The sequence below is a fragment of the Pseudofrankia coriaricola genome (genome assembly GCF_001854805.1).
Lineage (GTDB): Bacteria > Actinomycetota > Actinomycetes > Frankiales > Frankiaceae > Pseudofrankia.
The window spans coordinates 21,309-45,513 of the sequence record NZ_MBLO01000025.1; the positions used below are offsets into that span (position 1 = coordinate 21,309).

18 protein-coding genes are annotated in these 24,205 nt (G+C 72.0%); 6 read left to right on the forward strand and 12 right to left on the reverse strand.

The features are described 5' to 3' along the window. Positions 1-49 precede the first annotated feature (49 nt). On the forward strand, positions 50-916 hold the full coding sequence (locus tag BCD48_RS04330) for an MOSC domain-containing protein (RefSeq protein ID WP_071046923.1): 867 nt from the start codon (positions 50-52) through the stop codon (positions 914-916). Positions 917-1,049: 133 nt separating this feature from the next. Continuing rightward, the gene (locus tag BCD48_RS04335; protein ID WP_071046924.1) at positions 1,050-1,697 is read left to right on the forward strand and encodes a response regulator transcription factor; all 648 of its coding nucleotides are present in this window, start codon (positions 1,050-1,052) and stop codon (positions 1,695-1,697) included. Between the two features lie 156 nt (positions 1,698-1,853). Here the strand turns inward: BCD48_RS04335 and BCD48_RS51950 are convergent, their stop codons facing one another. From BCD48_RS51950 to mscL, 3 genes are all read right to left on the reverse strand, one after another. Then, on the reverse strand, positions 1,854-3,764 hold the full coding sequence (locus tag BCD48_RS51950) for a hypothetical protein (protein ID WP_071046925.1): 1,911 nt from the start codon (positions 3,762-3,764) through the stop codon (positions 1,854-1,856). A 691-nt stretch (positions 3,765-4,455) separates the two neighbouring features. Next, entirely contained in the window at positions 4,456-6,093 is a 1,638-nt protein-coding gene (locus tag BCD48_RS04345) for a S1C family serine protease (protein WP_071046926.1), read from the reverse strand. A gap of 460 nt (positions 6,094-6,553) precedes the next feature. Beyond that, on the reverse strand, positions 6,554-7,009 hold the full coding sequence (mscL, locus tag BCD48_RS04350) for a large conductance mechanosensitive channel protein MscL (RefSeq protein WP_241841504.1): 456 nt from the start codon (positions 7,007-7,009) through the stop codon (positions 6,554-6,556). 455 nt (positions 7,010-7,464) lie between these two features. Between mscL and BCD48_RS51955 the strand changes: the two genes are divergently transcribed. After that, positions 7,465-8,988, forward strand: a complete 1,524-nt coding sequence (locus tag BCD48_RS51955) for a hypothetical protein (RefSeq protein WP_071046927.1) — start codon at positions 7,465-7,467, stop codon at positions 8,986-8,988. A gap of 38 nt (positions 8,989-9,026) precedes the next feature. On the opposite strand, the gene BCD48_RS04360 is transcribed toward BCD48_RS51955, so the two are convergent. Further along, positions 9,027-10,244, reverse strand: coding sequence for a CE1 family esterase (locus BCD48_RS04360; RefSeq protein WP_071046928.1), 1,218 nt, complete (start codon positions 10,242-10,244; stop codon positions 9,027-9,029). Between the two features lie 876 nt (positions 10,245-11,120). Between BCD48_RS04360 and BCD48_RS04365 the strand changes: the two genes are divergently transcribed. Further along, the gene (locus tag BCD48_RS04365; RefSeq protein WP_071046929.1) at positions 11,121-11,393 is read left to right on the forward strand and encodes a hypothetical protein; all 273 of its coding nucleotides are present in this window, start codon (positions 11,121-11,123) and stop codon (positions 11,391-11,393) included. 1,031 nt (positions 11,394-12,424) lie between these two features. Here BCD48_RS04365 and BCD48_RS04370 read toward each other — a convergent pair. The 4 genes from BCD48_RS04370 to BCD48_RS04385 all read right to left on the reverse strand — a co-directional run bounded on the left by BCD48_RS04370 (position 12,425) and on the right by BCD48_RS04385 (position 16,625). Continuing rightward, on the reverse strand, positions 12,425-13,192 hold the full coding sequence (locus BCD48_RS04370; RefSeq protein WP_071046930.1) for a L,D-transpeptidase: 768 nt from the start codon (positions 13,190-13,192) through the stop codon (positions 12,425-12,427). A 2-nt stretch (positions 13,193-13,194) separates the two neighbouring features. Further along, on the reverse strand, positions 13,195-13,959 hold the full coding sequence (locus BCD48_RS04375) for a hypothetical protein (RefSeq protein ID WP_071046931.1): 765 nt from the start codon (positions 13,957-13,959) through the stop codon (positions 13,195-13,197). Between the two features lie 460 nt (positions 13,960-14,419). After that, a complete protein-coding gene (serC, locus tag BCD48_RS04380; RefSeq protein WP_071046932.1) occupies positions 14,420-15,544 on the reverse strand; it encodes a phosphoserine transaminase in 1,125 nt (374 codons plus the stop codon). Further along, a complete protein-coding gene (locus tag BCD48_RS04385) occupies positions 15,528-16,625 on the reverse strand; it encodes a citrate synthase 2 (protein WP_071046933.1) in 1,098 nt (365 codons plus the stop codon). Before BCD48_RS04385 ends, serC begins: the two co-directional genes overlap by 17 nt. A 325-nt stretch (positions 16,626-16,950) precedes the next feature. Here BCD48_RS04385 and pdxH point away from each other — a divergent pair, with 325 nt between their 5' ends. Next, positions 16,951-17,730, forward strand: coding sequence for a pyridoxamine 5'-phosphate oxidase (pdxH, locus tag BCD48_RS04390; RefSeq protein ID WP_083418163.1), 780 nt, complete (start codon positions 16,951-16,953; stop codon positions 17,728-17,730). 595 nt (positions 17,731-18,325) lie between these two features. Here pdxH and BCD48_RS04395 read toward each other — a convergent pair. The 3 genes from BCD48_RS04395 to BCD48_RS04405 all read right to left on the reverse strand — a co-directional run bounded on the left by BCD48_RS04395 (position 18,326) and on the right by BCD48_RS04405 (position 22,240). Then, positions 18,326-19,693 (reverse strand): citrate synthase, encoded by a 1,368-nt coding sequence (locus tag BCD48_RS04395; RefSeq protein WP_071046934.1) that lies wholly within the window; start codon positions 19,691-19,693, stop codon positions 18,326-18,328. A gap of 541 nt (positions 19,694-20,234) precedes the next feature. Continuing rightward, positions 20,235-20,939, reverse strand: coding sequence for a response regulator transcription factor (locus BCD48_RS04400; RefSeq protein ID WP_071046935.1), 705 nt, complete (start codon positions 20,937-20,939; stop codon positions 20,235-20,237). A gap of 212 nt (positions 20,940-21,151) precedes the next feature. Next, positions 21,152-22,240, reverse strand: coding sequence for a sensor histidine kinase (locus tag BCD48_RS04405; protein ID WP_157910429.1), 1,089 nt, complete (start codon positions 22,238-22,240; stop codon positions 21,152-21,154). Between the two features lie 336 nt (positions 22,241-22,576). Here BCD48_RS04405 and BCD48_RS04410 point away from each other — a divergent pair, with 336 nt between their 5' ends. Next, positions 22,577-23,002, forward strand: coding sequence for a MarR family winged helix-turn-helix transcriptional regulator (locus tag BCD48_RS04410; protein ID WP_071046937.1), 426 nt, complete (start codon positions 22,577-22,579; stop codon positions 23,000-23,002). A gap of 61 nt (positions 23,003-23,063) precedes the next feature. On the opposite strand, the gene BCD48_RS04415 is transcribed toward BCD48_RS04410, so the two are convergent. Next, on the reverse strand, positions 23,064-24,083 hold the full coding sequence (locus BCD48_RS04415; protein ID WP_071046938.1) for a Gfo/Idh/MocA family oxidoreductase: 1,020 nt from the start codon (positions 24,081-24,083) through the stop codon (positions 23,064-23,066). Between the last annotated feature and the right edge of the window lie 122 nt (positions 24,084-24,205).

Here is a 24,205-nt window from a genome sequence, read left to right on the forward strand (position 1 = left end):
GGGTGGCCGGAGGACGGAGACGGCGGTGGACAGACGAGGGAGCGGATAGATGGGTGTTTCGGCTGGTCCGCTGGTAGCCGAGCTCTACCGGTACCCGGTGAAGGGGCTGTCCGCCGAGCCGATCGGCGAGGTCGCGCTGAGCGCCGACGAGGGCGTCCCCGGTGATCGGATGTTCGCACTCGCGCTGCCCGACACCGAGTTCGACGAGGACCATCCGGAGGCGCTGCACAAGACGCGGTTCCTGATGCTGCAGCGCGACGAGGCGCTCGCCAGGGTCCGCACCGGCTACGACCCGGTCACCGGCCAGCTCCGCGTCGACGACGGCATGCGCCGCTGGTCGGCCGACCTCGGCACCGCGGCCGGACGGCGCGCCGTCGAGGAGTACTTCGGCGCGCTCGCCACCCCGACCGCCGGCACATCCGGCGCCGCCCCGGGCCACGGCACGGACGGCACGGGCATGACGGACGTGACGGACACGGTCCACGGGCTGCCCCGACTGGTCGAGGCCCGTGGCGGCCACCGGTTCACCGACGCGGGGCCGGCCGGGCCGGACCTGATGCGCGCGGTCTCCGTCGTCAACCTGGCATCCGTGCGCGACCTCGCCGCGCGGGTCGGCCAACCGGTCCACCCGCTGCGGTTCCGGGCGAACGTCTACGTCGACGGCATCCCGGCCTGGGCCGAGCGTGACTGGATCGGTAAGGAGATCACCCTGGGCCCGGTGCGGGCCCAGGTGCTCTCCGTCACCCGGCGCTGCGCCGCGACCACCGTCAATCCGGATACCGCCGAGCGTGACCTCAAGGTCGTCAAGGAGCTTTCCGCCCACTACGGTCATACCGAATGCGGCATCTACGTCCAGGTGCGCGGCGCGGGCACGGTGCGCCCGGGCGATGCGGTGACGCCGCCCGCGCCCGCGTAACGCCGCTCACGCCGGACCACCGAGAACGACCCGCTGAAAGGCCGCGCGACAATGGCCGAGTCTTGCGCGGCCGGAGGTGCGCCGGTACCGCGCCGTGAAGGTTGCCGACGATGGACCAGGACCGGGAGGACTCGTGCGGGTCGTGATCGCCGAGGACTCGGTGCTGCTGAGGGAAGGGCTGTCCCGCCTGCTGACCGACGCGGGCTGTGAGATTGTGGCAGCGGTCGGTGACGGTCCTGCCCTGGTTGAGGCGATCGCCGCCCACCGACCGGACGTCTCGGTTGTCGACGTGCGAATGCCGCCGTCGCATCGCGACGAGGGGCTGCGGGCCGCGATCACGGCCCGCTCCACCGTGCCGGGCTCGCCGGTGCTGGTGCTCAGCCAGTACGTCGAGAAACAGTACGCGGCCGAGCTGCTCGCCGACGGCGCCGGCAGCATCGGCTACCTGCTCAAGGACCGTGTCGCCGATGTCCGGGAGTTCGTCGAGGCCGTCCGGCGGGTGGCCTCGGGCGGCACCGTGATGGATCCCGAGGTGGTCGCGCAGCTCCTCGTCCGCACACGGCGCGACGACCCGATGGCCTCTCTGACCCCGCGTGAGCGCGAAGTGCTGCGGCTGATGGCCGAGGGCCGCTCGAACGCGGCGATCGCCGGCGAGCTGGTGGTGAGCGCCGGCGCCGTCGAGAAACACATCTCCAACGTCTTCTCCAAGCTGGGCCTGGAGGCATCCGGCAGCGACCACCGCCGCGTGCTCGCCGTCCTCACCTACCTCCGCGAGTCCTAGGCCGAAGTCGCGCCCCCGGAGGATCGGCTAGCGCCGATCCTCCGGGGACCCCTGCGGCGATGATGGCGAAGCCTCGCGTCCGGGAGGCCGACAGACACGGCATAGCCCCGAGGCGGCACGGCCGCGTTCAGACCGGGGCCGTCGTTCGAGCGAGGACTAGATGTTGGCCGTGTTTCCGGAGCCGACGGTGCCGGGAAGCGACGACGTGCCGCTGTTCGACTCGATGGTCGGAGGGTTCGTCGTCTTGGGCGCCGCGGGCGGCGTGCTCGGTGTGGACGACGTCGGCTGCGCGGGGGTGGTGGGAGCGCCGCCGTCGCCTGGCGTGGGCGAGGTCGTCGTACGGGTCGGTGACGGCGTGGGCGAGGTCGTCGTGCGCGTCGGTGACGGCGTGGGCGAGCTCGTGGTGCGCGTCGGTGACGGGCCGGAGCTGGTGCCCTTGGTGGTGGTCTCCGGCGGCGGTGGGGTCACGGGCGCCGACGAGGCGCCCGCCCGCGTCGGCGGCGCTGGTGTCGTCGTGGCGATCGGGCGGTCGTCGCTGACGAGCCGCGGCTGGCCTCCCGGGCCCGGGAGGCTGGAGACGCCGACGGTCGGGGCGGCCGTCGGCCCGGGCGGGGTCGGCCGGCCGGTCGCCCCCGTGCCGGCCGTCTTGCCCACCTCCAGCGAGGGAGCCACGATCGCGACGTCGGGAAAGTCCTGAGCGGACAGCTGGGCGGTCGGCGCCGGCCAGTTGAGCGCGGCGGTGATGCCCGCGACAGCGACGACCAGCGACGCCGCCACCGCGATCGCAGGACGGGTGCGCCAGTCCGGCCCGTGGCGGCGGCGCCCCTCGACGCCGTCGATCGGCACCAGCGGCGCGCCCTGGCCGTCGGCGTAGTAGTGGCCGTCGGCGTCGTACCGGTGGGCCGGGAACGGCACCACGTTCGGCTCGGCGAGCTCGCTCAGGTCGACGTCGACGGTCGGGGGGTCGACGTCGACGGCGGGGAGGTGCCCTGGGCTGGTGGCCGCGTCGGCTGCGCCCTGCCACTGGGCCGACTGCGCCTGCTGGGCGGCGTTCGCCGCATTGCCGTGGCCGGCCGCGGCGTGGCTGGTTGCCGCGGAGTCGCCGCCGGAGGCCTTCGCGACGCCGACGGCGTGGCCGTGCGCCTCGGCGGCGTGGCCGTGCAGCCCGGCGGCGCCAGCCGGGTCGTGCCCGGCGGCCTTGGTCAGGTGGTCGGCGGCTGCCTGGGCGGCGTTTCCGCCGTCGGCGTGCGCCGCGCCGGCACTCTTTGTCGTCCCTTGGGCGGCCTTGGTCAGATGGTCGGCGGCTGCCTGGGCGAGGTTTCCGCCGTCGGCTTGCGCCGCGGCGGTCCCCTTGTCGGCCGCGGCCGCGGCGAGGTTCGACCCGGCCGATCCCGCGCCTCCGGCCGCGGCGGCGCCCGTGCCTCCGGTCGCGCCGGAGACGATGGTCGGGGCGTCGGCGAGGCCGGCCACGGCCACGGCCCCAAGGCCGATCGCGCCCGCGACGTCGCGCCGGGTGGCGTCGACCTCGGTGTCGGTGTCGGGGTCCGAGTCGGCGAACGCGGCGGCGCCGGCCATCGCGATGGCGGCGCCGGTGGTGCGGACCGGCAGCCCGGACGACTCCATGCCGTAGTCCGTCCGGGCGGCGAGGCGCTCCTGGGCGGCTCGCTCGTGCGCGGCGGCGCTGGCGGCCCGGTCGAAGGTGCGCGCGAGGCCCGCGCGCAGGCTGGCCGGCGCGGGCACCACGGCTCCGTCGATCATGTCCTCGGCGCTGATGCCATGCGGCACGGGCGCGCTACGCGCCTGCGGCGACCCGGACCAGGCGAGGGCGCTGCCGCGGGCAAGCTCGAGCAGCCACGACCGCAGCCGGGCCGGCTCGCTCAGCGGGTTCATCCGGGTGCGGGCCACGAGGGCGAACGCCGTGCCGGCGGCGGCGCGGGCGACCGTCGGGTCCCCCAGAACGACAACGCACATCGAGAAGACGTCGTCCGCGTACCGATCGTAGAGATCGTCAAATGCCTGACGGTCACCGCGGCGTACTCGTGCCACCAGGTCCGCGTCGCCGTCCATATCGCCCGCCGCTCCTGTCGCTCTGTCGGACGCACCAATACTAGAAGCCAGGCCTTCGTTGGGCGTGAAGCTTGCAAAGATCGCCGTGTCGCGCGTTCGACAGCCCATCGGACTTGACGGCGATGGCCGTACTCGGCCCACGGGGTGCCGATCCGTGACACCTTCTCCGCGAACATGTTCTCATCTGGGGGGACCGGACGTACAGCAGGTTCTAGGGCGGATCACGTCCGTTATGGGACAACTTGCCTCCGCGCGGCGCCGCCGCGGACGGTCCGTCGGACCGCGCCAGGCCGCCGCCGGGCGTTGCCCCGCACAATCTGCGCCGCATGGTTGCGCCGGACCTGGAATCGTTTTCTGGGCGTCCGTGGTGTATCTGATGGGAAAATCCGAATGAACACCCGCGATTCCGTCAGGTATTCGCGGCGCGGCCACCATTGATGGCCGCCCACCCGCGGAACATCCGCGCCGAGCATTGGCCCGGCCTCAGCGTCAGTCCATCGTCGGAGGGGGCCGTCCATGACGAGGCGCTGCCCCGTACGGCGGGAGGCGTTCGACAGCTCTCCGGGTGCTGGCCCCGAACAGTGACGAGCCCGGCCGGTGGCTGCCACCGGCCGGGCTCGGGTGCCCGTCCGCGGCCGTGGGCGGCTGTCGGGCCACGCACGGGCGCTGGGGTACTGCGCAGCCTGGTTTACTACGGCTGCTGGGCCAGCTTGACCTGGACGGTCCGGGTCTGGCCGTCACGGCTGTAGGTGACCGTGACGTTGTTATTGACCTCGTGTGCCCGTACCGCCGCGATCAGCGAGTCGGTGTCAGTCACCGTCCGGTCGTCGAGCTTGGTGATGATGTCGCCGACCTGCAGACCGGCCTGCTCAGCCGGGCCACCGCCGACGAGGGACCGGATCTGGGCGCCCTCGCTGCTGGTGCTGGGCTGGTTGTTGTTGCCGTTGCCCACGTCCGACGCGCTGACGCCGAGATACGGGTGGGTGGCGTGGCCAGTCGCGATCAGTTGCTCGGCGATCTTCTGCGCGTAGTTGCTGCCGATCGCGAAGCCGACGCCGATGTTGCCGGACTGCTGCTGTTGCCCGAGCCCACTGCCGCTGTCGACAGTCGCGATCGCGCTGTTGATGCCAACGATCTGGCCCTTGCTGTTGACCAGCGGCCCGCCCGAGTTGCCCGGGTTGATCGCGGTGTCGGTCTGGATCGCGTCGAGCACCGCGTTCTGGTCCTGCACCTGGCTGTCGCCGGTGCGCACCGGCCGGTGCACGGCGCTGACGATGCCGGAGGTGACCGTCCCGGACAGGCCGAGCGGGCTGCCGACCGCGACCACCAGCTCCCCGATCTGCAGCGCGTCGGAGTCGCCGAACGTCGCCGCCGTGAGGCCGGTCTTATTGATCTTGACGACGGCGAGGTCCGAGCTGGGGTCGGTACCCACGACGGTGGCGTCGAGCTGCTCGCCGGTTTGCAGCGTCACGGTAAGCGATCCGCCGGACGAGGCGCCCGACACGACGTGGTTGTTGGTCAGGATGTATCCGTCCGCGCGGATGATCACGCCGGACCCGGTGCCGGCCTCGCTGCTCGACACCTCGGAGATCGTGACCACGCTCGGCAGGATGACCTGCGCGGCCTTGCTGACGGTGCCGTCGGCGGCCGGCGCCACGGGGGAGTTGTCGGTGTCACGGGTCAGCCCCGAGCCGGTGACGACCTGGGAGGAGCCGCTGTTGTCGGCCACCAGGGCTCCGACGCCGCCGCCGATGCCCCCACTGACGAGCACCAGCGCGACCGCCGCGGCGACCAGCCGGCGCCGGCCGCCCAGCGGGCCCGAGCGCGCGGGGCCCGGGCCCGGCCCGCCCGGCCCGACAGGACCGCCGGGGATACCACCGGCGGGTGAGCCATACCCGCCGGTGGGTGGCGGATACTGCGGGGCCGCCCATGGCTGGCCGGAAGGCGGGCCCGCGGACCAGGGTGGGGACGGTGGGGACGGCGGTGGGCCCCAAGGGGAGCCCTGGCCGGGACCAGTCGGCGGGTTGGGGCCCGGCGTGCCCTCGGTGTTGAACACCGTGTTCGTCGGGACCCCACCGGTCGCCGGACCGACGAGGACGGGGCCCGTGGCCGGGTTCATGCCGCCGGCATATGGCGTATGCCCGAACTCGCCGGGCGGCCCCTGTGGGGCCGCGCCGGGTCCGGTGTTCTCGGCCGAGCCCGTTACAGGCGGAGCCCAGGGCGAGCGGTACTCGGACGCGGCGTCAGGCACCTCCCGGGCATCGATTGGCCGGCCGGCCGCGTCGCTGTTGCCGAACGCGGTGGTGTTGAAGGTGGGACGCGTTGTCATGAGATGCACTTTCCCGGCGGACCCTGAGTGATTCCTGAAATCCATCCAACGTTTCCGCTAAGCGGTCTGCACAGGCTATCGGTTATCGGACTGACGGGTCCGGCGCGGGTCGGTCGGCCGACACACCCCTCCGCCGTCCTCGCGTGTCGTCCGTCGTCCGTCGTCCGCGGGCCGTGCCGGTGGCTGTGACGGCGGCCGCGTTGGCCGCGTCGGTCGCTGCGGGCCGGGCACGCGGGCCGACCGGCATGCCCTCCGCCGGGGCAGGAGATCACGTCGCCGCCGGGGCGGCGGGCGGCGTTCGCCGGCCGACCTCCGCGCGCGGTGTCGCGGATGTCGGGACGTCGGGTCCTGGGCGCCGTCGACGACGACCGGTACAGACGACGACCGGTACAAGGGCACACGGCGCATGGTTCCGCCAGCCGGCCAGGCCAGAGCAAGCCAGACCGGTGTGGCCAGGCCGTCAGAGGCTCGACTTCGTCCTGTTCGTGCCGGAGCCGGGCTCGCGGGTGGCGAGCAGGTCGCGGATCTCGATCAGCAGCCGGGCCTCGTCGGACAGCACGGGCTCCTCTTCGACGGGCACCTGATCATGCGCGCGCCGCTCGTTGAGCTTGGCCAGCGGCAACACGACCAGGAAGTAGATCACCGCGGCGACGGTCAGGAAGGTGATCGCACTGTTGATGAACCTCCCGTACAGGAACACGCTGTTGTGGATCTTGAAGTGCAGGGCGGAGAAGTCCTGCTTGCCGCCGATCGCCGCGATGAGCGGCGTGAAGATGTTCTCCACCAGCGACGTGACCAGCGCGGTGAACGCGAGGCCGACCACGACCGCCACGGCCAGGTCGATGATGTTGCCGCGCAGAATGAACTGCTTGAACCCCTTGAGCAGGTCCTGCATCGCTTTGAGCGTGTTCTGCATCGCTCCCCCTCGGTCTGTTCTTTCAGGCGCCGGTCCGCGTACCGCGCGCGGGCGCGGGACGCCTGCGCGGGCGCCCGCCCTGCTCCTCGCGGGTGCCGGGGTGGGGCGTCGTCCGACTGGTCACCGTAGACGAATGTCCCGAACGCCCGATTGGACGGTCCTGAATCGAACGAATCCGGAGGGGCGCCAGGGTGGCGCCGGATCGGTCTGACAGCGTTGCGTGACTGCCCTGTCTCCGCAGCGTGCCCAGCGGGCGGCATTCTGTCATGATTCCGCCATCTCATCCGCGTTAGTGCTCGGTCGACGGCTATGCGATCGAAATGCTCGGTGGCATGCTCAATGCCCTGTGGGCGACGAAGGTCCGGTTGATCAGGACCTGCCGCAATAGGGAACCAACAGCGGTGGTACACCGGTGTTGGGCAAATCTGGCATGAGTTCCGGATGGAGGCTGCCTGGTGACGGACGGTGCTCGCCGGCCCGGCCCGGTCGACCCGCGTCGGTCCGCGGTGACCGGACGTCGCGCCGACGAGTCCGACGGGTACCGGCAGGACAGCGACGGGCGTGCGCCGTACCCGCGCGACGACTACTACCGCGAGGAGCCGGAAGGCCGGCGTCCCGCTGGCGGGCGCGGCACCGGGCGCGAGGACATCGCAGACCGGTCGGGGGGCACCAGGCCAAGTTATGAGGGCGGCCGGACTCGCGCCGGCGGTGAACGAGGGAACGTCGGGCGCGGCGGCGACCGCGACGGATCCGGGTCTTGGCACCGCGATGAGCCCGCTGGGCGAGGCACCGGGCCAGCCCGTGACTACCGGAGCGATGGCGACGGCTCACCACGCCGGGGCGGCTACCAGGGCACGGGCGCCCGCCCGGCCGTCAGCCCGGGCCGTCAGGACGGCTGGGGCGACCGGAGACCGGCCGGGCGGACGAGCCCCGACGACGACCAGGATCCAGCTACCGACGGGCTGCCGGTTGGCATGGATCCGTCGGCCAGGGCCGGCGGCGGAACCGGCCGGTTCGCGTCAGCGCCCAGCCCGGCCGCCGGGGAGCGGGCCAGGGCCGACGGCCCCGACCGTGCCGGCGAGCGCCCCTGGCGTACCGGAGGGCGGGGCGGCGCGCCCAGGGATGACGACGCCGATGAGGATGGTTTCCAGCCTGGCCGCGGGACCGGCCCGCGCCGGACAGCCGCCGGAGCGACGTCCTCCAGGTTCGCCGCGTCGCCCGAGGGCTCCGGCCGCTTCGCCAAGATCAACGATTCCGACGATCCCGGCGACGGCCCCGAGAGCGGCCCCAGTTCCTCCGCCAAAGCGGCGCCCGATCCAAGCATGAGCCTGTTCCTGCGCCGGCTGGTGATCGCGCTGGTCTGGCTTGGGTTCGCGCTCGGCCTCGGTGTTGGCGCGGGTGTCGTCTGGGAGAAGATCCGCCCCAGCGGAGAGAGCGCCGTGGCGGCGACGTCAAGCGCCACCCCGACGGCTGTCACGTCCGCCCCGACCGGAGGGACGCCGGCACCCTCGCCAGGCGCGTCGGCGACCCCGGCCGTGCCATCGGACTGGGTTTCGTACACCACGACGGCCAGCAAGGCGAAGTCCACCTTCTCTCATCCCAGCAGCTGGGCGGTGCGAGAGGACTCCACCGGGGTGTTCTTCGGAGAGCCGTCCGGGCCGAGGATGATCGGCGTCGCTCGGCGGACCGGGGTCGACGGGGCCGGCGCGCTGTCCAAGGTGCAGGCACTCGAGTTCGGCGGGCAGCCGGGTCTCGCCGTCACCGGCTCCGGCGACGTCACCGACCCGGTGTCCGGCGCCAAGGTGCGTGAGCTGACCGGTACCTACACCAGGCAGGGGCAGAAGGTCTCGTATCTGATGCGCTCGGTCGACGCGCCCGGCGCCGTCTACATCCTGATCGTCCGGGTGCCCGCCGACTCCGACGCCGAACTCGACACCCTGATGACCTCGCTGCGTGCGTCCTTCCAACCCGCTGCCTGAGGCTGGCCGTGCCTGAGGCTGGCGCCTCGGGCGTCGCGTCAGCGGGCGACGGAGGCCGCGTGGGCGCGCGCCGTGCTCAACAGCTGCCAGAGCACTGACGCGGTGTCGAAGGCACTGGGGCCGGTGGCGGGCGGCCAGCCATGGTCGACGTCCGGCAGGTAGTAGTCGACCACCCGGGCTCCGGTGGCGCACGTCGACTCGGTGCGTACCACGGGTGCCGGGCTCGCCACCGGGTCGACCGTCACCAGCGTGAACGAGGGCGTCGTGGGCGCCGCGGTGGTCGAGGAAGGCGTCGGCGCGGCGGTGCCGCCCGCCGCGGGTCCGGATGCTGGGCCCCCGGAAGCGGCTGTCGGTTGGGCCTGAGGCGCGACCGCCGCGAGCACGGCTCGGATCTGGGCGGGGGTCACCGCCGCGCTGCTCGTGCTGAGGGCCGGCGACAGCCGGGGCGCGCCGTCCTGGCCGGTGGCCGTGACGTCGCCCGGGCGGGTCGGCGCCTCGCAGCGGTCGGCCGCCCGGAACGGGGCAAGGCTCTGCTCGGTCGAGGTGATCGGTGTGCCGAGCGCGGGCTGCCAGGGCGTCCCGGCGCCGGGCACGTGCCCGTCCTTGCCGCCGTGTACCGAGACGACCGTGACCGGCGCATTCGGGCGGCAACCCAGCTGCTGCAGGCTGCCGGCGACAACCGCGATCCCCGCGACGTCCTCGGGATGATCGCAGGCGTACCGGTAGGCCATCATTCCGCCGTTGGAGAGGCCGATGATGACCACCCGCGCCGGATCGATCGGGTAGTTGCTCTCCAGGTGCTGGATCAGCGCGTGCAGCCAGCCGACGTCATCGACGGAGGCGTTGGCCGCCTCGTCGCAGCAGGTGCCCGCGTTCCAGGACCCGTCGATGCCGTCCGGACTGACCAGCGCGAAGCCAGCCGTCTTGGCCAGCTTGTCCAGGCCCCACCCGGCCGCCTCGCTGCCGTCGTGGAAGAGGCTGTGCAGCGCGATGACCAGCGGGTACGGCCCCGCGGTGTCGGCGCCCGGCAGCACCAGCCGTAGGTTGCCGGGCCGGCCGGAGCGTTCGTATGCGTCCGGGCCGGCCGTGTGCGTCACGACGGCGGCCGCGGCTGGCGTGGGACCGGCTCCGGCCTGGGTGGCGGGTCGGTCGTCGGCGAGGATTCCGCATCCGGCAGTGGCGGGCACCGCGAGCGTGAGGCTGAGAAGCCAGACCGTGGCGGCCCGGCGGCAACGGACGGCCGACACAATGCCCATTCTGTCCGGTAACGCCCAGGCACTCGACCTCTGGTTGCCCGTCATGGCCGTCGGTACTCGCTTTGCCACATCTTGCCGAGGCTCGCGAAGTTCCACCCGCCACCGGCCGCTGGCGGCGCCGGTGGCCTGGCCGGGTCTCGTGCGGCCGAGCCTGCACGAGAGGATGCCGAGACATGTGCGTCAGTGAGCCGGCAGGTCGACGGCGCGCCACAATTCGCTCGCGGAGTGTCACCTCAGGGTGGTCCGTGGCGGCCTCGTGTCGTGAATTTCCGCGGGAGCGGACCTGCCAGCGCTCGCTGCCGCGGCGGAAACCCGCGAAGGCGGTGAGCCGGCCTCGCCGGGCCGTCGCCGCGCTCTGGCGGCGTCCCACCAGTCCGCCCGCTGACCGACGAGAATCCTCCCGATCGCCGTGCTCGGGAGCCCCGCCGGCCGTGGCACCCGCTGTGTCGATGGGTGCGTACCGCGCTGTGCCGACGGGTGCGTACCGCTTACTGGCGCGGGGCGGTTGGTGGTCGGTCGGCGCCGAGCCTCGTCGATCCGGCGGTCCGCCCGCGTGGTGCTGGGCATGCTGACCAACGGCGGGTTCAGGCTGACGAACGGCGGGGTTCGGCTGACGGATCAGTGTGCCCGGCTCTTCGTCGATCCTCCGGCCTGCCCGGATGGCGCCGGTGCGCTGACCAGCGGCAAGGCCGGGTTGGCAGATCGACGGGGCGGGCGGTTTCGGCGAACCATTGGGCGTCGCCGGCCTAACTGCGGCACTCTGGGAGTGGGCACCAGCGCGGGCGCTGAGGACGGCGCCGACACACGTCGCACCGCCAGGCGAGGCAGGAGACGCGACCGGAGCGAGCAATCAGCAATCCGGAGGGATAACTCTCGGTGGACGAGGTATCGGACATGGACCGTTCCCGCCTGCTCCTTGGGTGGCTGGCGGCACGGCGGGCGGTGGACCACTGCCTCTCGGACCTGCTGGCCGCCGGACCGGCGGGTGAGCGGCGGGTCCGCGCTCAGCTCGCGCTCGTCGACGACCTGGAAAGCCGGGCTCAGGCCGCCTTCGACCGCTACCGTTCGGCCGCCGTGAAGACCGGCCCCACCCCCATGCAGGACTCCCACCGTCCACATCTCAACATCGTCCGCGGTGACCGAGCCTAGAGCCTTTGGGATCCTGACCCCGTACATGTGAGTGAGGTCCTCAGGCAGCAAGCCGGATGCGCGCTCGGGCGCCACTTTCCGACCGATTCGCGAACAGACCGGGCCGGGCCGGGCCTGTGTTTCGTCGGTCCGGGACGCGGCCTCGGAGCGACATGACGGGCTCTGCCGAAACTGCCAACACTCAGCGAACGGGGACAAGCCACCCGGCGTCCCGATCCGCGAGTACCCCGATCGCGGTCGCGCCTCCGTACGCCCCCCTCCGAGCGTAGGGTCGGCGCGACCGCGGCCGGGCGGGACCGTCCTAGACGAGTGGAACCCTCCTAGTCCACACGTCCGTGGTCCCAGCGGCGGAGGGATCCCCATCGCCTCCGCCTAGCCTGGACATTCCGTACCCACCTGCCGCCGACCCAAGCCGCGACTTCGGGCCTGACCAGCGACGTTATGGCCACCTACCCAGCTGAGCCGGGCTTACGCACCCAATATGAGTCGGCTGAAGCTGGGAGCGTCCAGCCAAGGTTCGGGCATCCAACGGGCGACTGACCACCGCATCCCGACTTCCGGGGCTGTCGGATGACCGACAGCCCGCGTGTCTTGCGCTAGCCCCGACCCGGCACCCGACGAACCGCACAAGTCGCCCCCCTCGGGCGCCACCGGCCCCCCGGCGGAGTGGCGCCGTTCCAGCGACCAGCAAGCGCACCTCAACCACAACTGGTGACAGCGCATCGGCGCAGTGCCAACCCGACCACGTCGTCAGTCTGGTCCCAGCCCCACCACCGCCAAATGCCAGGACCCGGAGCCACGCGGGGAGGACGCTCAGCGTCCGACAGGCGGCGCCCGGCGGCGGGCGCGGACCGTCCGGCCGCGGGACCGCCTCACCCACACCTGGTGACAGCGCATCGGCGCAGCGCCAACCCGACCACCTCGTCAACCCGGTCCCAGCCCCACCACCGCCAAATGCCAGGACCCGGAGCCACGCGGGGAGGACGCTCAGCGTCCGACAGGCAGGGCGGCGCGTCCAGCGCCCGCACGCCTTAGGCGATGATGTCGACCGGGGTGCCGGTCGGCACGGTTCCCGCGAGACGAGTGATGGCGTCGTTGCTGAGCCGGATGCACCCGTGGGAGACGTCCTGGCCGAGCAGCTGCGGCTGGTTGGTGCCGTGGAGGCCGATCACCGGATCCTGGCCTTCGAAGGAGTCGAGGGTCGTGGAGAAGCCGTTGAGACCGAATGCGTACGGACCATACGGTCCGTTCGGGTTCGGTGGCTTCAGTAGCTCCGCGAGGTAGAACCGGCCGCCCGGTGTCGGAGTGTCCGAGGTTCCGATCGCGACCTTCTCCACGGCGATCGAAGCGTCCGACTTGTAGAGCGTGAGGGTGTGCTGGCCGCGGGACACCACGATCCGGTACGGAGTGCTGCTTGCGGTCACCTGCTCGGCTTTGACCCAGCCAGTCGAGCCGTTTGGCTGGACTGGCAGCAGGACCTGCCACCAGCCCGGCATCTTGGCCGTGACGAGGAGGACGAGCTTCGCGCCGTCCTGGTTTGGGTTTGCCAGCCGTAGCTTCGGGGTCGCGGCGGCGGCGGGCGCCCCGGGCGCGGGGTAGACCGCGACCGAGTTACCGGTCGCGGCCAGGATCGTGCTGTCCACGCCAACCCCGGCCACGGCGGCCAGCTGGGTCTTCACCGGGTCCGGCATCTGGGTGGGGGTGGCCTCCGGGGCCCCGCCGCCCCCACAGCCGGCCGCGGTGACGGCGGCGAGAGCCGCCACCACCGTGGCGCGAGCGATCTTGCCGGAGAACCTCATGATCAGCCGGTGAAGTGCGGGGTGCCGGGGACGGCCGCGGCGGGCGGGGCGACCGGCAGGTTGGCCGGGATGGCCGGGACGGCCGGAGCGCCGGGGCAGGTCGAGAAACCGATGGCGGGGATCGCGACCAGCAGGACGTTGGTCGCGGCGTCCCATGGCGAGGCGATCACGGCCTTCGAGTGGCTGTTGAGCTTCTGGGTCTCGCCCGGCGCGATCGTCGAGATGCCGCCGCCGAGGTTGATGTCGAACCAGCCGAAGCCGAGCGCCTTGGCGCCGGTGTTCTTGATCGTCCAGTCCGGGCCGTTCGGGCCGCAGGTGGCGGTGATGAGCAGCGGGTTGACCTCGAAGTCCTCGATGCCGTTGATCTCCTTGTCACAGGGGACCTTGATCGGCGAGAAGGAGTTGAAGGTGTCGCAGCCCTTCTTGAAGTCGATCTCACCGAAGCCCGGGACGACGATCACGCCGGGCGTGCCGGTGGCCGTCGGGCTCGCGGACGTCACCGCGGTACTGGTGAGGCTGGCCTCGGGCGTTGGCGTCCCAGTCGAGGTGGCCGTGGCGGTGGGCAGGGTGATCGCTGGCGGGCTGACGGTCACGGCGAGGCCGTTCGTCAGAGGAGTCGCCGTGGCCGTGGGGCTCGCTGACGGGCTGGTGGTCGCTTCGGGGCTCGTGCTCGGTGAGGGGGAGGCCGCCCACGCCGGACCACCCACGGCGATCACCGCCGCGCCGACAGCGCCGGCCATGACGGCCCGCATTCTGGATTTACGCATGAATCCGTCTCCCTCACAGGACCGGCCCGCACGGTTGCCACCCGCGGGGCTAGTTGGCCGGAGCCGACGGGGGCACTTCCCCTGCGCGCACCGATGCCGGTGAGGAACGGTACCAACGACGCATAGCGGATACACAGGCGGGTTGCGGTCTAGAGCTGCCGTTGGGTGTCGGTTTCTGTATAGGAAGCTTGTCCTACTACGAAGGGTGAAATTTGCCATCCAGTGACAAACCCATGGTGGCCTCGCCAAACCCACGCTGGAGCACGCCAAGCAGATGGCAGCCAGTCCGGTCATCAGGAGGAAGAGCCGATGCGGCCCAGGAGCCGGAAGGTAACCGCCCCCACGCGAAACGGCCGGTCCCGCTCCCGGAGGAGAACCGGACCGGCCGTTCTGTCGATCGCCGGACTCACGCGCGGATACCCGCGCTCATCGGACACCGCGCCGTGACGGTCCGTGGCAACTACAGGTGTTCGACCACGAACTCGATCGCGCCGGTGAGCGCCTCCACGTCGGCCGGGTCGACCGCCGGGAAGCAGGCGATCCGCAGCTGGTTGCGGCCGAGCTTGCGGTACGGCTCGACGTCGACGACGCCGTTCGCGCGCAGCGCCTTCGCGACCGCCGCCGCGTCCACTCCGTCGAAGTCGATCGTGACGACCACCTGCGAGCGGTGCGCCGGGTCGGTCACGAACGGCACCGTGTACGAGGTCTTCTCGGCCCAGGTGTAGAGGATCGAACTCGACTCGGCGGTCCGCGACACACACCAGTCCAGACCACCCTGCCCGAGCATCCAGTCGAGCTGCTCGGCGAACAGGAACAGCGTCGCCACCGCCGGGGTGTTGTACGTCTGGTCCTTGGTGGAGTTGTCCAGCGCCGTGGTCAGGTCCAGGAACGGCGGGATCCACCGGTCCGTCGCCTTGATCTCGGCGAGCCGGCCGACGGCCGCGGGCGACATCAGCGCCACCCACAGCCCGCCGTCCGAGCCGAAGCACTTCTGCGGCGCGAAGTAGTAGACGTCCGCCTCGGACACGTCGACCGGCAGGCCGCCAGCGCCGGAGGTGGCGTCGACCAGGTGGAGCGCGCCCTCGTCGGCGCCGACCGGCCGGCGCACCGGCTTGGCCACGCCCGTGGACGTCTCGTTGTGCGGCGTCGCGTAGACGTCGACACCGGCCAGCGGCGACCAGTCCGGGTACGTGCCCGGCACGGACTTCACCACCGACGGCTCGGCCAGGAACGGCGCGCCCTTGGTGGTGTCCGCGAACTTTCCACCGAACTCGCCGAAGACGAGGTGCTGCGACCGCTCGCGGACGAGGTTGAACGCCGCCGCGTCCCAGAACGCGGTGGACCCGCCCACGCCGAGCACGACCTCGTAGCCGTCAGGCGGCGAGAACAGCTGGGTGATTCCGGAGCGGACGCGGCCGACCAGGCTCTTCACCGGCTTCTGCCGGTGAGAGGTCCCGAGCAGCTCGGCGCCGCTGGCGGCCAGGGCCGCCACCGCCTCCGGCCGGATCTTCGACGGGCCGCAGCCGAACCGGCCATCGGCCGGCCGAAGCTCGTCGGGCAGGACGATTTCAGGCACTGGTGACATCCCCCAGGGGCCGCGGCGCCGGACCGACGTAGCGCGCGGACGGCCGAATAAGCCGGCCGGTGCGCTTCTGCTCCATGACGTGCGCGCTCCAGCCCGCGGTCCGGGCACAGGTGAACATGGACGTGAACATATGCGCCGGCACCTCGGCGAAGTCGAGTACCACGGCCGACCAGAACTCGACGTTCGTGCGCAGCGGCCGGTCCGGGTAGCGGTTGGTGAGCTCCTCGATCGCCGCCGCCTCCAGCGCCTCGGCCACCTCGTAGCGGGGCGAGCCGAGGTCGCGGGCAGTGCGCCGCAGCACCCGGGCGCGTGGGTCCTCGGCCCGGTACACCCGGTGGCCGAAGCCCATCAGCCGCTCGTGGTTGTCCAGCGCGCGCTTCACATAGCCGACCGGGTCGCCGGTGCGCTCCACCTCGTCGAGCATGGCGAGCACCCGGGACGGCGCGCCGCCGTGCAGCGGCCCGGACAGGGCGCCGACCGCGGCGGACAGGGCCGCCGCGCAGTCCGCGCCGGTGGAGGCGACCACGCGCGCGGTGAACGTCGACGCGTTCATGCCGTGCTCGGCGGCCGATACCCAGTACGCGTCGACGGCCTGGACGTGCTTGGGGTCCGGCTCGCCGCGCCAGCGAATCATGAACCGCTCGGTGATCGTGCGCGCCTTGTCGACCTCGGTCTGCGGCACCGCCGGCTGACCGAGGCCACGGGCGGACTGCGCGACGAACGACAGCGCCATCACGGAGGACCGGGCGAGGTCCTGGCGGGCCTGCTCATCCGGAATGTCGATCAGCTGGCCGAAGCCCCAGTACGGGGCGAGCATGGCCAGCGCGCTCTGCACGTCGACTCTTATATCGCCGGAGTGCACCGGCACGGGGAACGGCTCCGCCGGCGGCAGGCCCGGCTCGAAGGAGCCATCGACCAGCAGCCCCCATACGTGGCCGTAGTCGACCTTGCCGACGAGATCCTCGATGTCGACGCCGCGATAGCGCAGCGCGCTACCTTCCTTGTCCGGCTCGGCGATCTCGGTCTCAAAGGCGATCACGCCTTCCAGACCGGGCTTGAAATCGCTTGTCTTCTCGGCCATCGAGTCCGGATCTCCGCTCTATGTATCGCAGTGATTGCGGCGTCCCCCCGCGGCGAGCATCCTGCCGCCCGGGGCCCGGCGACGCCACGAACAGGCCCCACCGACCATCCAACTCCTGGGACGGGACGATCGCCCTGTCCAGGGCCACAGGGAAACCCCCAGTGACGGGGAGGTGTCGTACTTCACACCCGGCGAAGCTGTTGGGTAGGTGAAACCTCCGTGTTACGGAGAGAACGCCGTCTCGGCACCGTCTCGACGCCGCGGCGCCGCCCTCCGCGCGGGGTTCCGGTGCCCGCCCCCCGCCGCCCGATGCCAGGATCGGCCCATGGCCGCCCCCGAGCCCGCGTCCACCCGGCCGCGGCCCATCCAGCCAACAACGCATCAGCCGCGCCCCGGCCAGGCACCGCCCGGCCATCCGCACCCGGCTCGCGTCCCGGCGGAGACCGATACCCAGCTCGGCGCCGACCTCGCCGCGGTGCGCCGCGGCTACGGCGGTGGACGGCTCGAGGAGGGCGATCTGGCACCGACCTGGATGGAGCAGTTCGCGCGATGGTTCGCTGACGCGGCCGCGGCGGGCTCCGGAATCGTCGAACCGAACGCGATGGTGTTCGGTACCGCCGACGCCGCCGGGCGCCCGAGCGCCCGCACGGTGCTGCTGAAGGGCTTCGGCGCCGAGGGCTTCTTGCTGTTCACCAACTACACCTCCCGCAAGGGCACGGAAAGCGCCGCCAACCCGCACGGGAGCCTGGTCTTTCCCTGGTACGCGCTGGAACGCCAGGTGATCGTGGTTGGCACCGTGGAACGAGTGTCCGCGCAACGTTCCGCCGAGTACTTCCACTCCCGCCCGCGGGGCAGCCAGCTGGGCGCCTGGGCCAGCCACCAGTCGGCGGTGCTCTCGTCGCGAGCCGAGCTGGAACGCCGGGACGCGGAGCTTGTCGAGCGCTGGCCGCCGGGGACGCCGATCCCGGTCCCGCCGTTCTGGGGCGGGCTGCTCGTGGTCCCGGAGACGGTCGAGTTCTGGCAGGGCCGCCCCGACCGCCTACACGACCGCCTCCGCTACCGCCGCGCCGACGACACCTGGCTGGTCGAACGCCTCGCGCCTTGACATTGGTTCGCTCCGTGCGGGCACGGCGCTCCGGCCCCTTACTCGCTTCGCTCCCAAGGGACCTCCGCGCCGTGTCCTCCTCCGCGAACGTGCCCTCCGGCGACCTCCGCTGCGGCCCAACCACCTTCGCTTCGCTCGGTGGCCGGGCCTCCGCGGAGGCGCGCCTCCGGGCCAGCACGGTTGCTTTGCGCTCGGACAGCGCGGGACCACATAACCGTGTGCGGGGCCACTTCGCTTCGCTCGTGGGGTGGGGTTCGCTCCCGACCGACCGGTACGGGAGTGCTTGGCCCGGTACCGGTCCAGACACCCACGAGCGAAGCGAAGTGGCCTACGGATGTGCCGCTTTGGGTTGGTGACGTTCAGCGGCGGGTGACCGTGCGGGCGCGAAGGCGCGCCTCGCGGAGGCCCGGCCCCGGAGCGAAGCGAACGGGGCCGGGCCGCAGCGAGGTCGCCGTAGCGCCCGTGAGCGGAGGAGGACGGCGCGCGGAGGTCCCGTGGGAGCGAAGCGAGTACGGGGCCGGAGCGCGCCGCCCGCACGGAGCGAACCAGCAACAACCTTCCCGCCTGACCCCAGACATGTCCCGGAGCGAACCAGCTAACGCAGCGGGCGCTCCGGCGCCGCCTGGGCTGCCTGGGCGGCGATGGCGTCGACGTCGGCGTCCGTAGCCGCGGAGCGGGTCGACATCGGGGCGTAGGAGCGCTCGTCGTAGCCGACGTAGAGCTGGCGCGGGCGGGCGATCTTCTGCTCGGGGTCGAGCAGTCCTTCCTCCCACTGGGCGAGCCAGCCTGGCATCCGGCCGATCGCGAACAGCACCGGGAACATCTCCACCGGGAAGCCCATCGCCTGGTAGATGATCCCGGTGTAGAAGTCGACGTTCGGGTAGAGCTTGCGGCTGATGAAGTAGTCGTCCTCGAGCGCGATCCGCTCGAGCTCCATCGCCAGGTCCAGCATCGGGTTCGTGCCGGTGACCTTGAACACCTCGTCGGCGATCTGGCGGATCACCCGGGCGCGCGGGTCGTAGTTCTTGTAGACCCGGTGGCCGAAGCCCATCAGCTTCTTCTTGCCGTCCTTCACCTGCGCGATGAAGGACGGGATGTTCTCCGCCGAGCCGATCTCGCGCAGCATCCGCAGCACCTGCTCGTTGGCGCCGCCGTGCAGCGGGCCGTAGAGCGCGGCGATCGCCGCCGCCGCGGCCGAGAAGGGATCGGCCTCGGAGCTGCCGACGGCGCGCATCGCGTTGGCGGAGCAGTTCTGCTCGTGGTCGGCGTGCAGGATGAACAGCACGTCGAGCGCGTGCTCGAGGACCGGGTCCGGGTCGTACTTGAGCTCCGTCGCCTTCCACATCATGTTGAGGAAGTTGCCGGCGTACGACAGGTCGTTGTCCGGGTAGACGTACGGGAACCCGACGGAGTGCCGGTAGGAGTACGCCGCGAGGGTGGTGATCTTCGCGATCAGCCGGACGATCTGCAGCCGGCGCAGCCCCGGGTCCTTGATCTTCTTGGCGTCCGGGTAGAAGGTCGACAGCGCGCCCACGGAGGAGACCAGCATGCCCATCGGGTGGGCGTCGTGGTGGAAGCCGTCGATGAACTTCTTGATCGACTCGTGCACCAGGGTGTGGTGCGTGATCTCGTCTTCCCAGGTGAACAGCTCGTCCTTGGTCGGCAGCTCGCCCGCGAGCAGCAGGTAGGCGACCTCCAGGAAGCTGCTCTTCTCGGCGACGTCCTGGATCGGGTAGCCGCGGTAGCGCAGGATGCCGGCGTCGCCATCGATGAACGTGATGGCGCTGCGACAGCTCGCCGTGTTGGTGAACGCGGGGTCGTAGGTCATCAGCCCGAAGTCGGCGTCGTCGACCTTGATCTTGCGGAAGTCCGCCGCGGGCACCGCGCCGTCTTTGATCGGAATCTCGTAGCTACGACCGGTGCGGTTGTCGGTCACGGTCAGGGTGCTGACCTGCTCGGACACGCCGGGCTCCTCTCGCTGTGGCAGCGCAGTCGGTCGACGGGCTGGCACGACGCCGGCGCCATGAGTCCGGGTAACGGAAGCCCTCGCGCCGGTTTGCTGGCAGTTCGTTACTCCCAAGTCTGGCTGCTCGGGGCGCCACATGCGCGTGATCGGAGTGGTACATCCGACGTGGGTTGCGCCACCCGGTCCGTCCCGCGTAGTCGGGTTGGTCTGCTGCGTCGCTGGAGCCGTGCTCAGCGCTCTGAGCTAGCCACATCTCGTGGCGGCAACGCTTGTCGACCTTGGTTCTGGTAGCTATTACCCATTATTGATGGGAATGCGTTGTGTATCGCGCGCCACTCAGCGTGTGCCTGCAGCACCGGGCTGCCCCGAGTGGGCCCCGCCACTCTTGACGCCGCTTCGAGAGAAGGCGAGAAGGCCAATTCAGGGATATCCGCCATTGCGTCGAGTGGCCGGGAACGGGCCAACCGGGACAGATTGGCCCGGGTGAAGTCCGGTGAACGAAGTCCGGTGAACGGCCGCGACCCCGGCGCGGGAGCCGCTACCGCGGGCCGGCGGGAGGCGGGCCGGCGGGCGGGTCGGCGGCCGGGTCGACATCGGCCTGCGCGCGCAGCCAGGCCAGCACGGCCAGCACCCGGCGGTTGTCGTCCGCCGCGATCGGAAGGTCCAGCTTCGCCAGCAGGCTCGCGACGTGGTTCTCCACGGTCTTCGGCGCCAGGTGCAGCGCGGCGCCGATGCCCTGGTTCGACCGTCCCTCGGCCATGTGACGCAGCACAGTCCGCTCACGGTCCGTCAGCCGGGCGAGCGCGCTCGCCCGGCGGCGGTGCGCGAGCAGCGGGGCGACGATCTGCTCGTCCACCACCAGTCGGCCCGACGCGACCCGGCGCAACGCGTCCAGCAGCGTGTCGACGTCGTCGACCCGGTCCTTGAGCAGGTAGCCGACGCCGCCGAAGCCGTCACCGAGCAGCCGTACGACATGCGGCGTCTCGGCGTACGTCGACAGCACCACCACGCCGACCCCCGGGTAGGTCGCGCACAGCCTCTCGGCGGCCCGCACGCCCTCATCGGTGAAGGTCGGCGGCATCCGGATATCGAGGATCACCGCGTCCGGGGGGTCGGCGTCGACGGCGGCCAGCAGCTCCTCGGCCGTCCCCGCGGCGACCGTCACCTCGATACCGGCGTGGCGCAGGAGGAGGACCAGACCCTCCCGGAAGAGGGCCGAATCGTCGGCGACGGCTACCCGCATGAGAACCCCATGCTCCGCATCGGGCCGCCCGGCGACCCTGGAGGGGGCGGCCGGCCGCCGGCCGAGTGCGCCTGCGACCCCTGGGGCAACACTGAAGGTACCTTCCGTAGTTGGTCTGTCGCCCGAGAACCTCACCCTGGCCGACGCCAGCTGGCCCGCGGGGGAGAAGGAAGAAGCCCGCTCCCGCCGATCTCCGGAGCGTGACCTGAGGCTCAGGCGATCGGGATGACCGCGGTGAGTGTCGTGCCCCTGCCCGGCGGGCTGTTGATGGTCAGGCGGCCGCCCAGCGTGCGGAGTCGGTCGGTGAGCCCGGCGAGGCCCCCGTCGGGGGTGGTCCGCGCGCCACCCTGGCCGTCGTCGGTGACCGTGAGGACGACGGCGAGGGGGGTACGGGCGACGGTGACGGTGGCGGCGGTGGCCTGGGCGTGTTTGACGGCGTTGGTGAGGGCTTCGCAGACCGTGTAGTAAGCGCTTGCCTCGACCTCGGGGCTGAGCCGTTCGTCGGAAGCGGTGACGGTGACCGCGAGGGGGAGGGAGTCGGCGACGGCCTCGAGCGCGGGGGCGAGGCCGCCGCCCGCGAGAAGGGCGGGGTAGAGGCCACGGGCGAGGGCGCGCAGCTCGGCGAGGGCGGCGGCGAGGTCGCCGCGGGCGGCGTCCAGGGCGGCGAGAGTGTCGGGTTCCGTGGCGGTGTGGCGGGCGACGCCGAGACGAGTGCCCAGAGCGAGGAGCCGTTGCTGGGCGCCGTCGTGGAGATCGCGTTCGAGCTGGCGCCGGGCTTCGTAGGCGGCCGCGTTGGCCCGGGCGGAGGAGGCGAGGACCTCTTCGAGGCGGGCGTCGGCCGTCGCCTTGAGGCGGACGTTCTCCAGCGCGACCGCGAGCGCCTTCACCGTCACGTGGACGGAGTCCCAGGGACCACCCCGCCCGCTGCTCAGAACGACGACAGCCAACGGGCCGCCATCACGGTCGCGCAGCGGCACCCTCACGATGCCCTTGGTGGGTGCCGGGGGATCGGCCGGTGCCCCGCTCGCGGTGATGTGACGCATGTCGTCCTCGGCCCACAGGTAGATCTCGCCCGTCGGGTCGCGCAGAGCTGTCCGCAGCACGTTCCTGACGTCCGCCAGCGATGGCGGTACCGGCAGCGACGCGAGCAGCAGCGCGGTTCGCACCCGTGCCAGCCGGCAGCGCAGCGCCGCGGCGTCGAATGAACCTGGGATCGCGAGCACCGCGAGGGCTATCGGCAGGTACACCTGGTCCTGCGCCGTCGTCCTGACCAGAGTGGTAATGAGACAGGCCGTCGCCACTACGAGTGCCGCCGGGGCCAGGACACGGCATTCGAATCTGCTTGCAGGCCTGAGTCCCGCGCGCGACGGCGAGACCAGCGACCACGCCATGTCAGCACACCCCGCGATGCTGATGAGCCATGTCATAAGCCTGGCACGGTCCGTCACAATCCCCACGCGGGGATGGGGGGAACCACCTAACCCGCCGCCAGGGTCCGCCCGTTGGTGGTCTTGCGTCGCCCGGCGGGTGGATTTGGGAGAGGTTTCCGGGCGAGAGTCGGGCCGGTGATCCCTTCCGGCGGGCTTGTGGGTGAACCCCGGTACATCCTGAGCTTCGCTAACGAGTATCGTCAGACGATGGAGACCGCGGCGATGCCCGAGCTCGCGTCGGCGTTGCGCCTGTCCGTCATGCGGCTGTCCCGGCGGATGCGCCAGGAGCGTTCCAGCAGCCTCTCGCCGACGCAGATCGCGGCGCTTGCCACGCTTGAGCGGCACGGCCCTATGACGCTCGGCGAGATCGCCGCGCACGAGCGGGTGCAGCCGCCGTCGATGACCAGGGTCATCACCTACCTCGCGGATGCCGGCCTGGCCGTGCGGTCCGCGCATCCCACCGACGGCCGGCAGGTCATCGCCGAGATCACCGTGGCCGGCCACGCCCTGCTCGAGTCCGACCGGCGCCGCCGCGACGAGTGGCTCGCCGAGCGCCTGACCCACCTGTCCGGCGACGACATCGCCGCGCTGCGCCGCGCCGCCCCCATCCTCGAAAGCCTCGCCGGCTCCTGACTCCGCCGGCGCCCTCGGTGCCGCCCTGGCTGGGCGTGGGCGCATGGACGCGCGGCGGCCGTCACAGCTCGACCCAGCCGCCGTCGTCCCGGGAACGGCGGGCCGCCTCCCGCAGCCTGGTGACCGTGAGCAGGTCGTGCACGGTGGCGCCGCGGACCATCGCGGGGTCGCCCAGCTCGACGGCGCGCACCAGCTCGTAGGCAGCCTCGACCAGACCGGGGCGCTCGGAGACCGGCGCGGGCGTCCAGACGGTGCGCACCCCGTTGTGGTCGGCCAGGCGGACCCGGCGGCCCTCGACGACGATCCGCCCCTGCTCACCACACAGCGTGAACGTCGCCTCGGCGAGCTTCCCGCCCATCCGCTCGTGCACCAGGACCGTCGCGCCACTGGTGGTCAGGAGCGCCAGGGTGACGGGGGCGGCCGCCGTGAGCCGGCGCGCCGGCATGCCCTCCGGGTCGGCACACACGGCCAGCACGTCGCCGCACCAGCGGCCGGTGAGGTCAAGGATCTCCGCCCGGCCCAGCGGCCCGGACGGCGCGCCCACGACCGTCATCTGGGTGAGGCGGCCGAGCGTGGGCACGGACGCCTGCACGTGCCGGGCGGCCGGCCACGCCCGGTCGTCGAAGGCGACGACGTGGGCGAGGTCCGCGTCCTCGGCGACGTCGGCCACGGCGCGCAGCGCGGCCGGGTCGCCCGTCGCCGCCCGCACCATCAGCACGTGCAGGCCCGCCTCGGCCACTCGCCGGGCGATCAGATCCGACCCCGGCGGCGCCAGCTCTATGCACACGGCCTCGATCTCGTCCGACAGCAGCGCGGCCAGGTCGCTGTATGCCCGCGGCGCCTCGGCGTCGGCCGCCCAGGCCAGCGACTCCAACGGCTCGGGCGCGAGCAGGCCGACCACCTCCAGCCCGGCTTCCCGCAGCACCGACGCGGTCGCGCGTTCCGAACCGTCGGTGACCAGCGCGGCGACGACCGGCGGCCGGCCGGAGTCTGCCAGGCGCCTCGCCGCGCGCCGTCGCTCCCGCCAGGCCCGGGCGACCATGGGGTCGCGCGGGCCGACAAGCTCAGGCACGGTGGTCATGGCTAGAGATAGTGCCTCTGCCGGGTGCCCACACGAAGCCCGCTTGGCACGAGTCACGCCGACGAATCCTGGGCTGGCCGAGGCGCCCCGCGCCGCTGCCGGTCCGTCCGCGATCAAGGGGG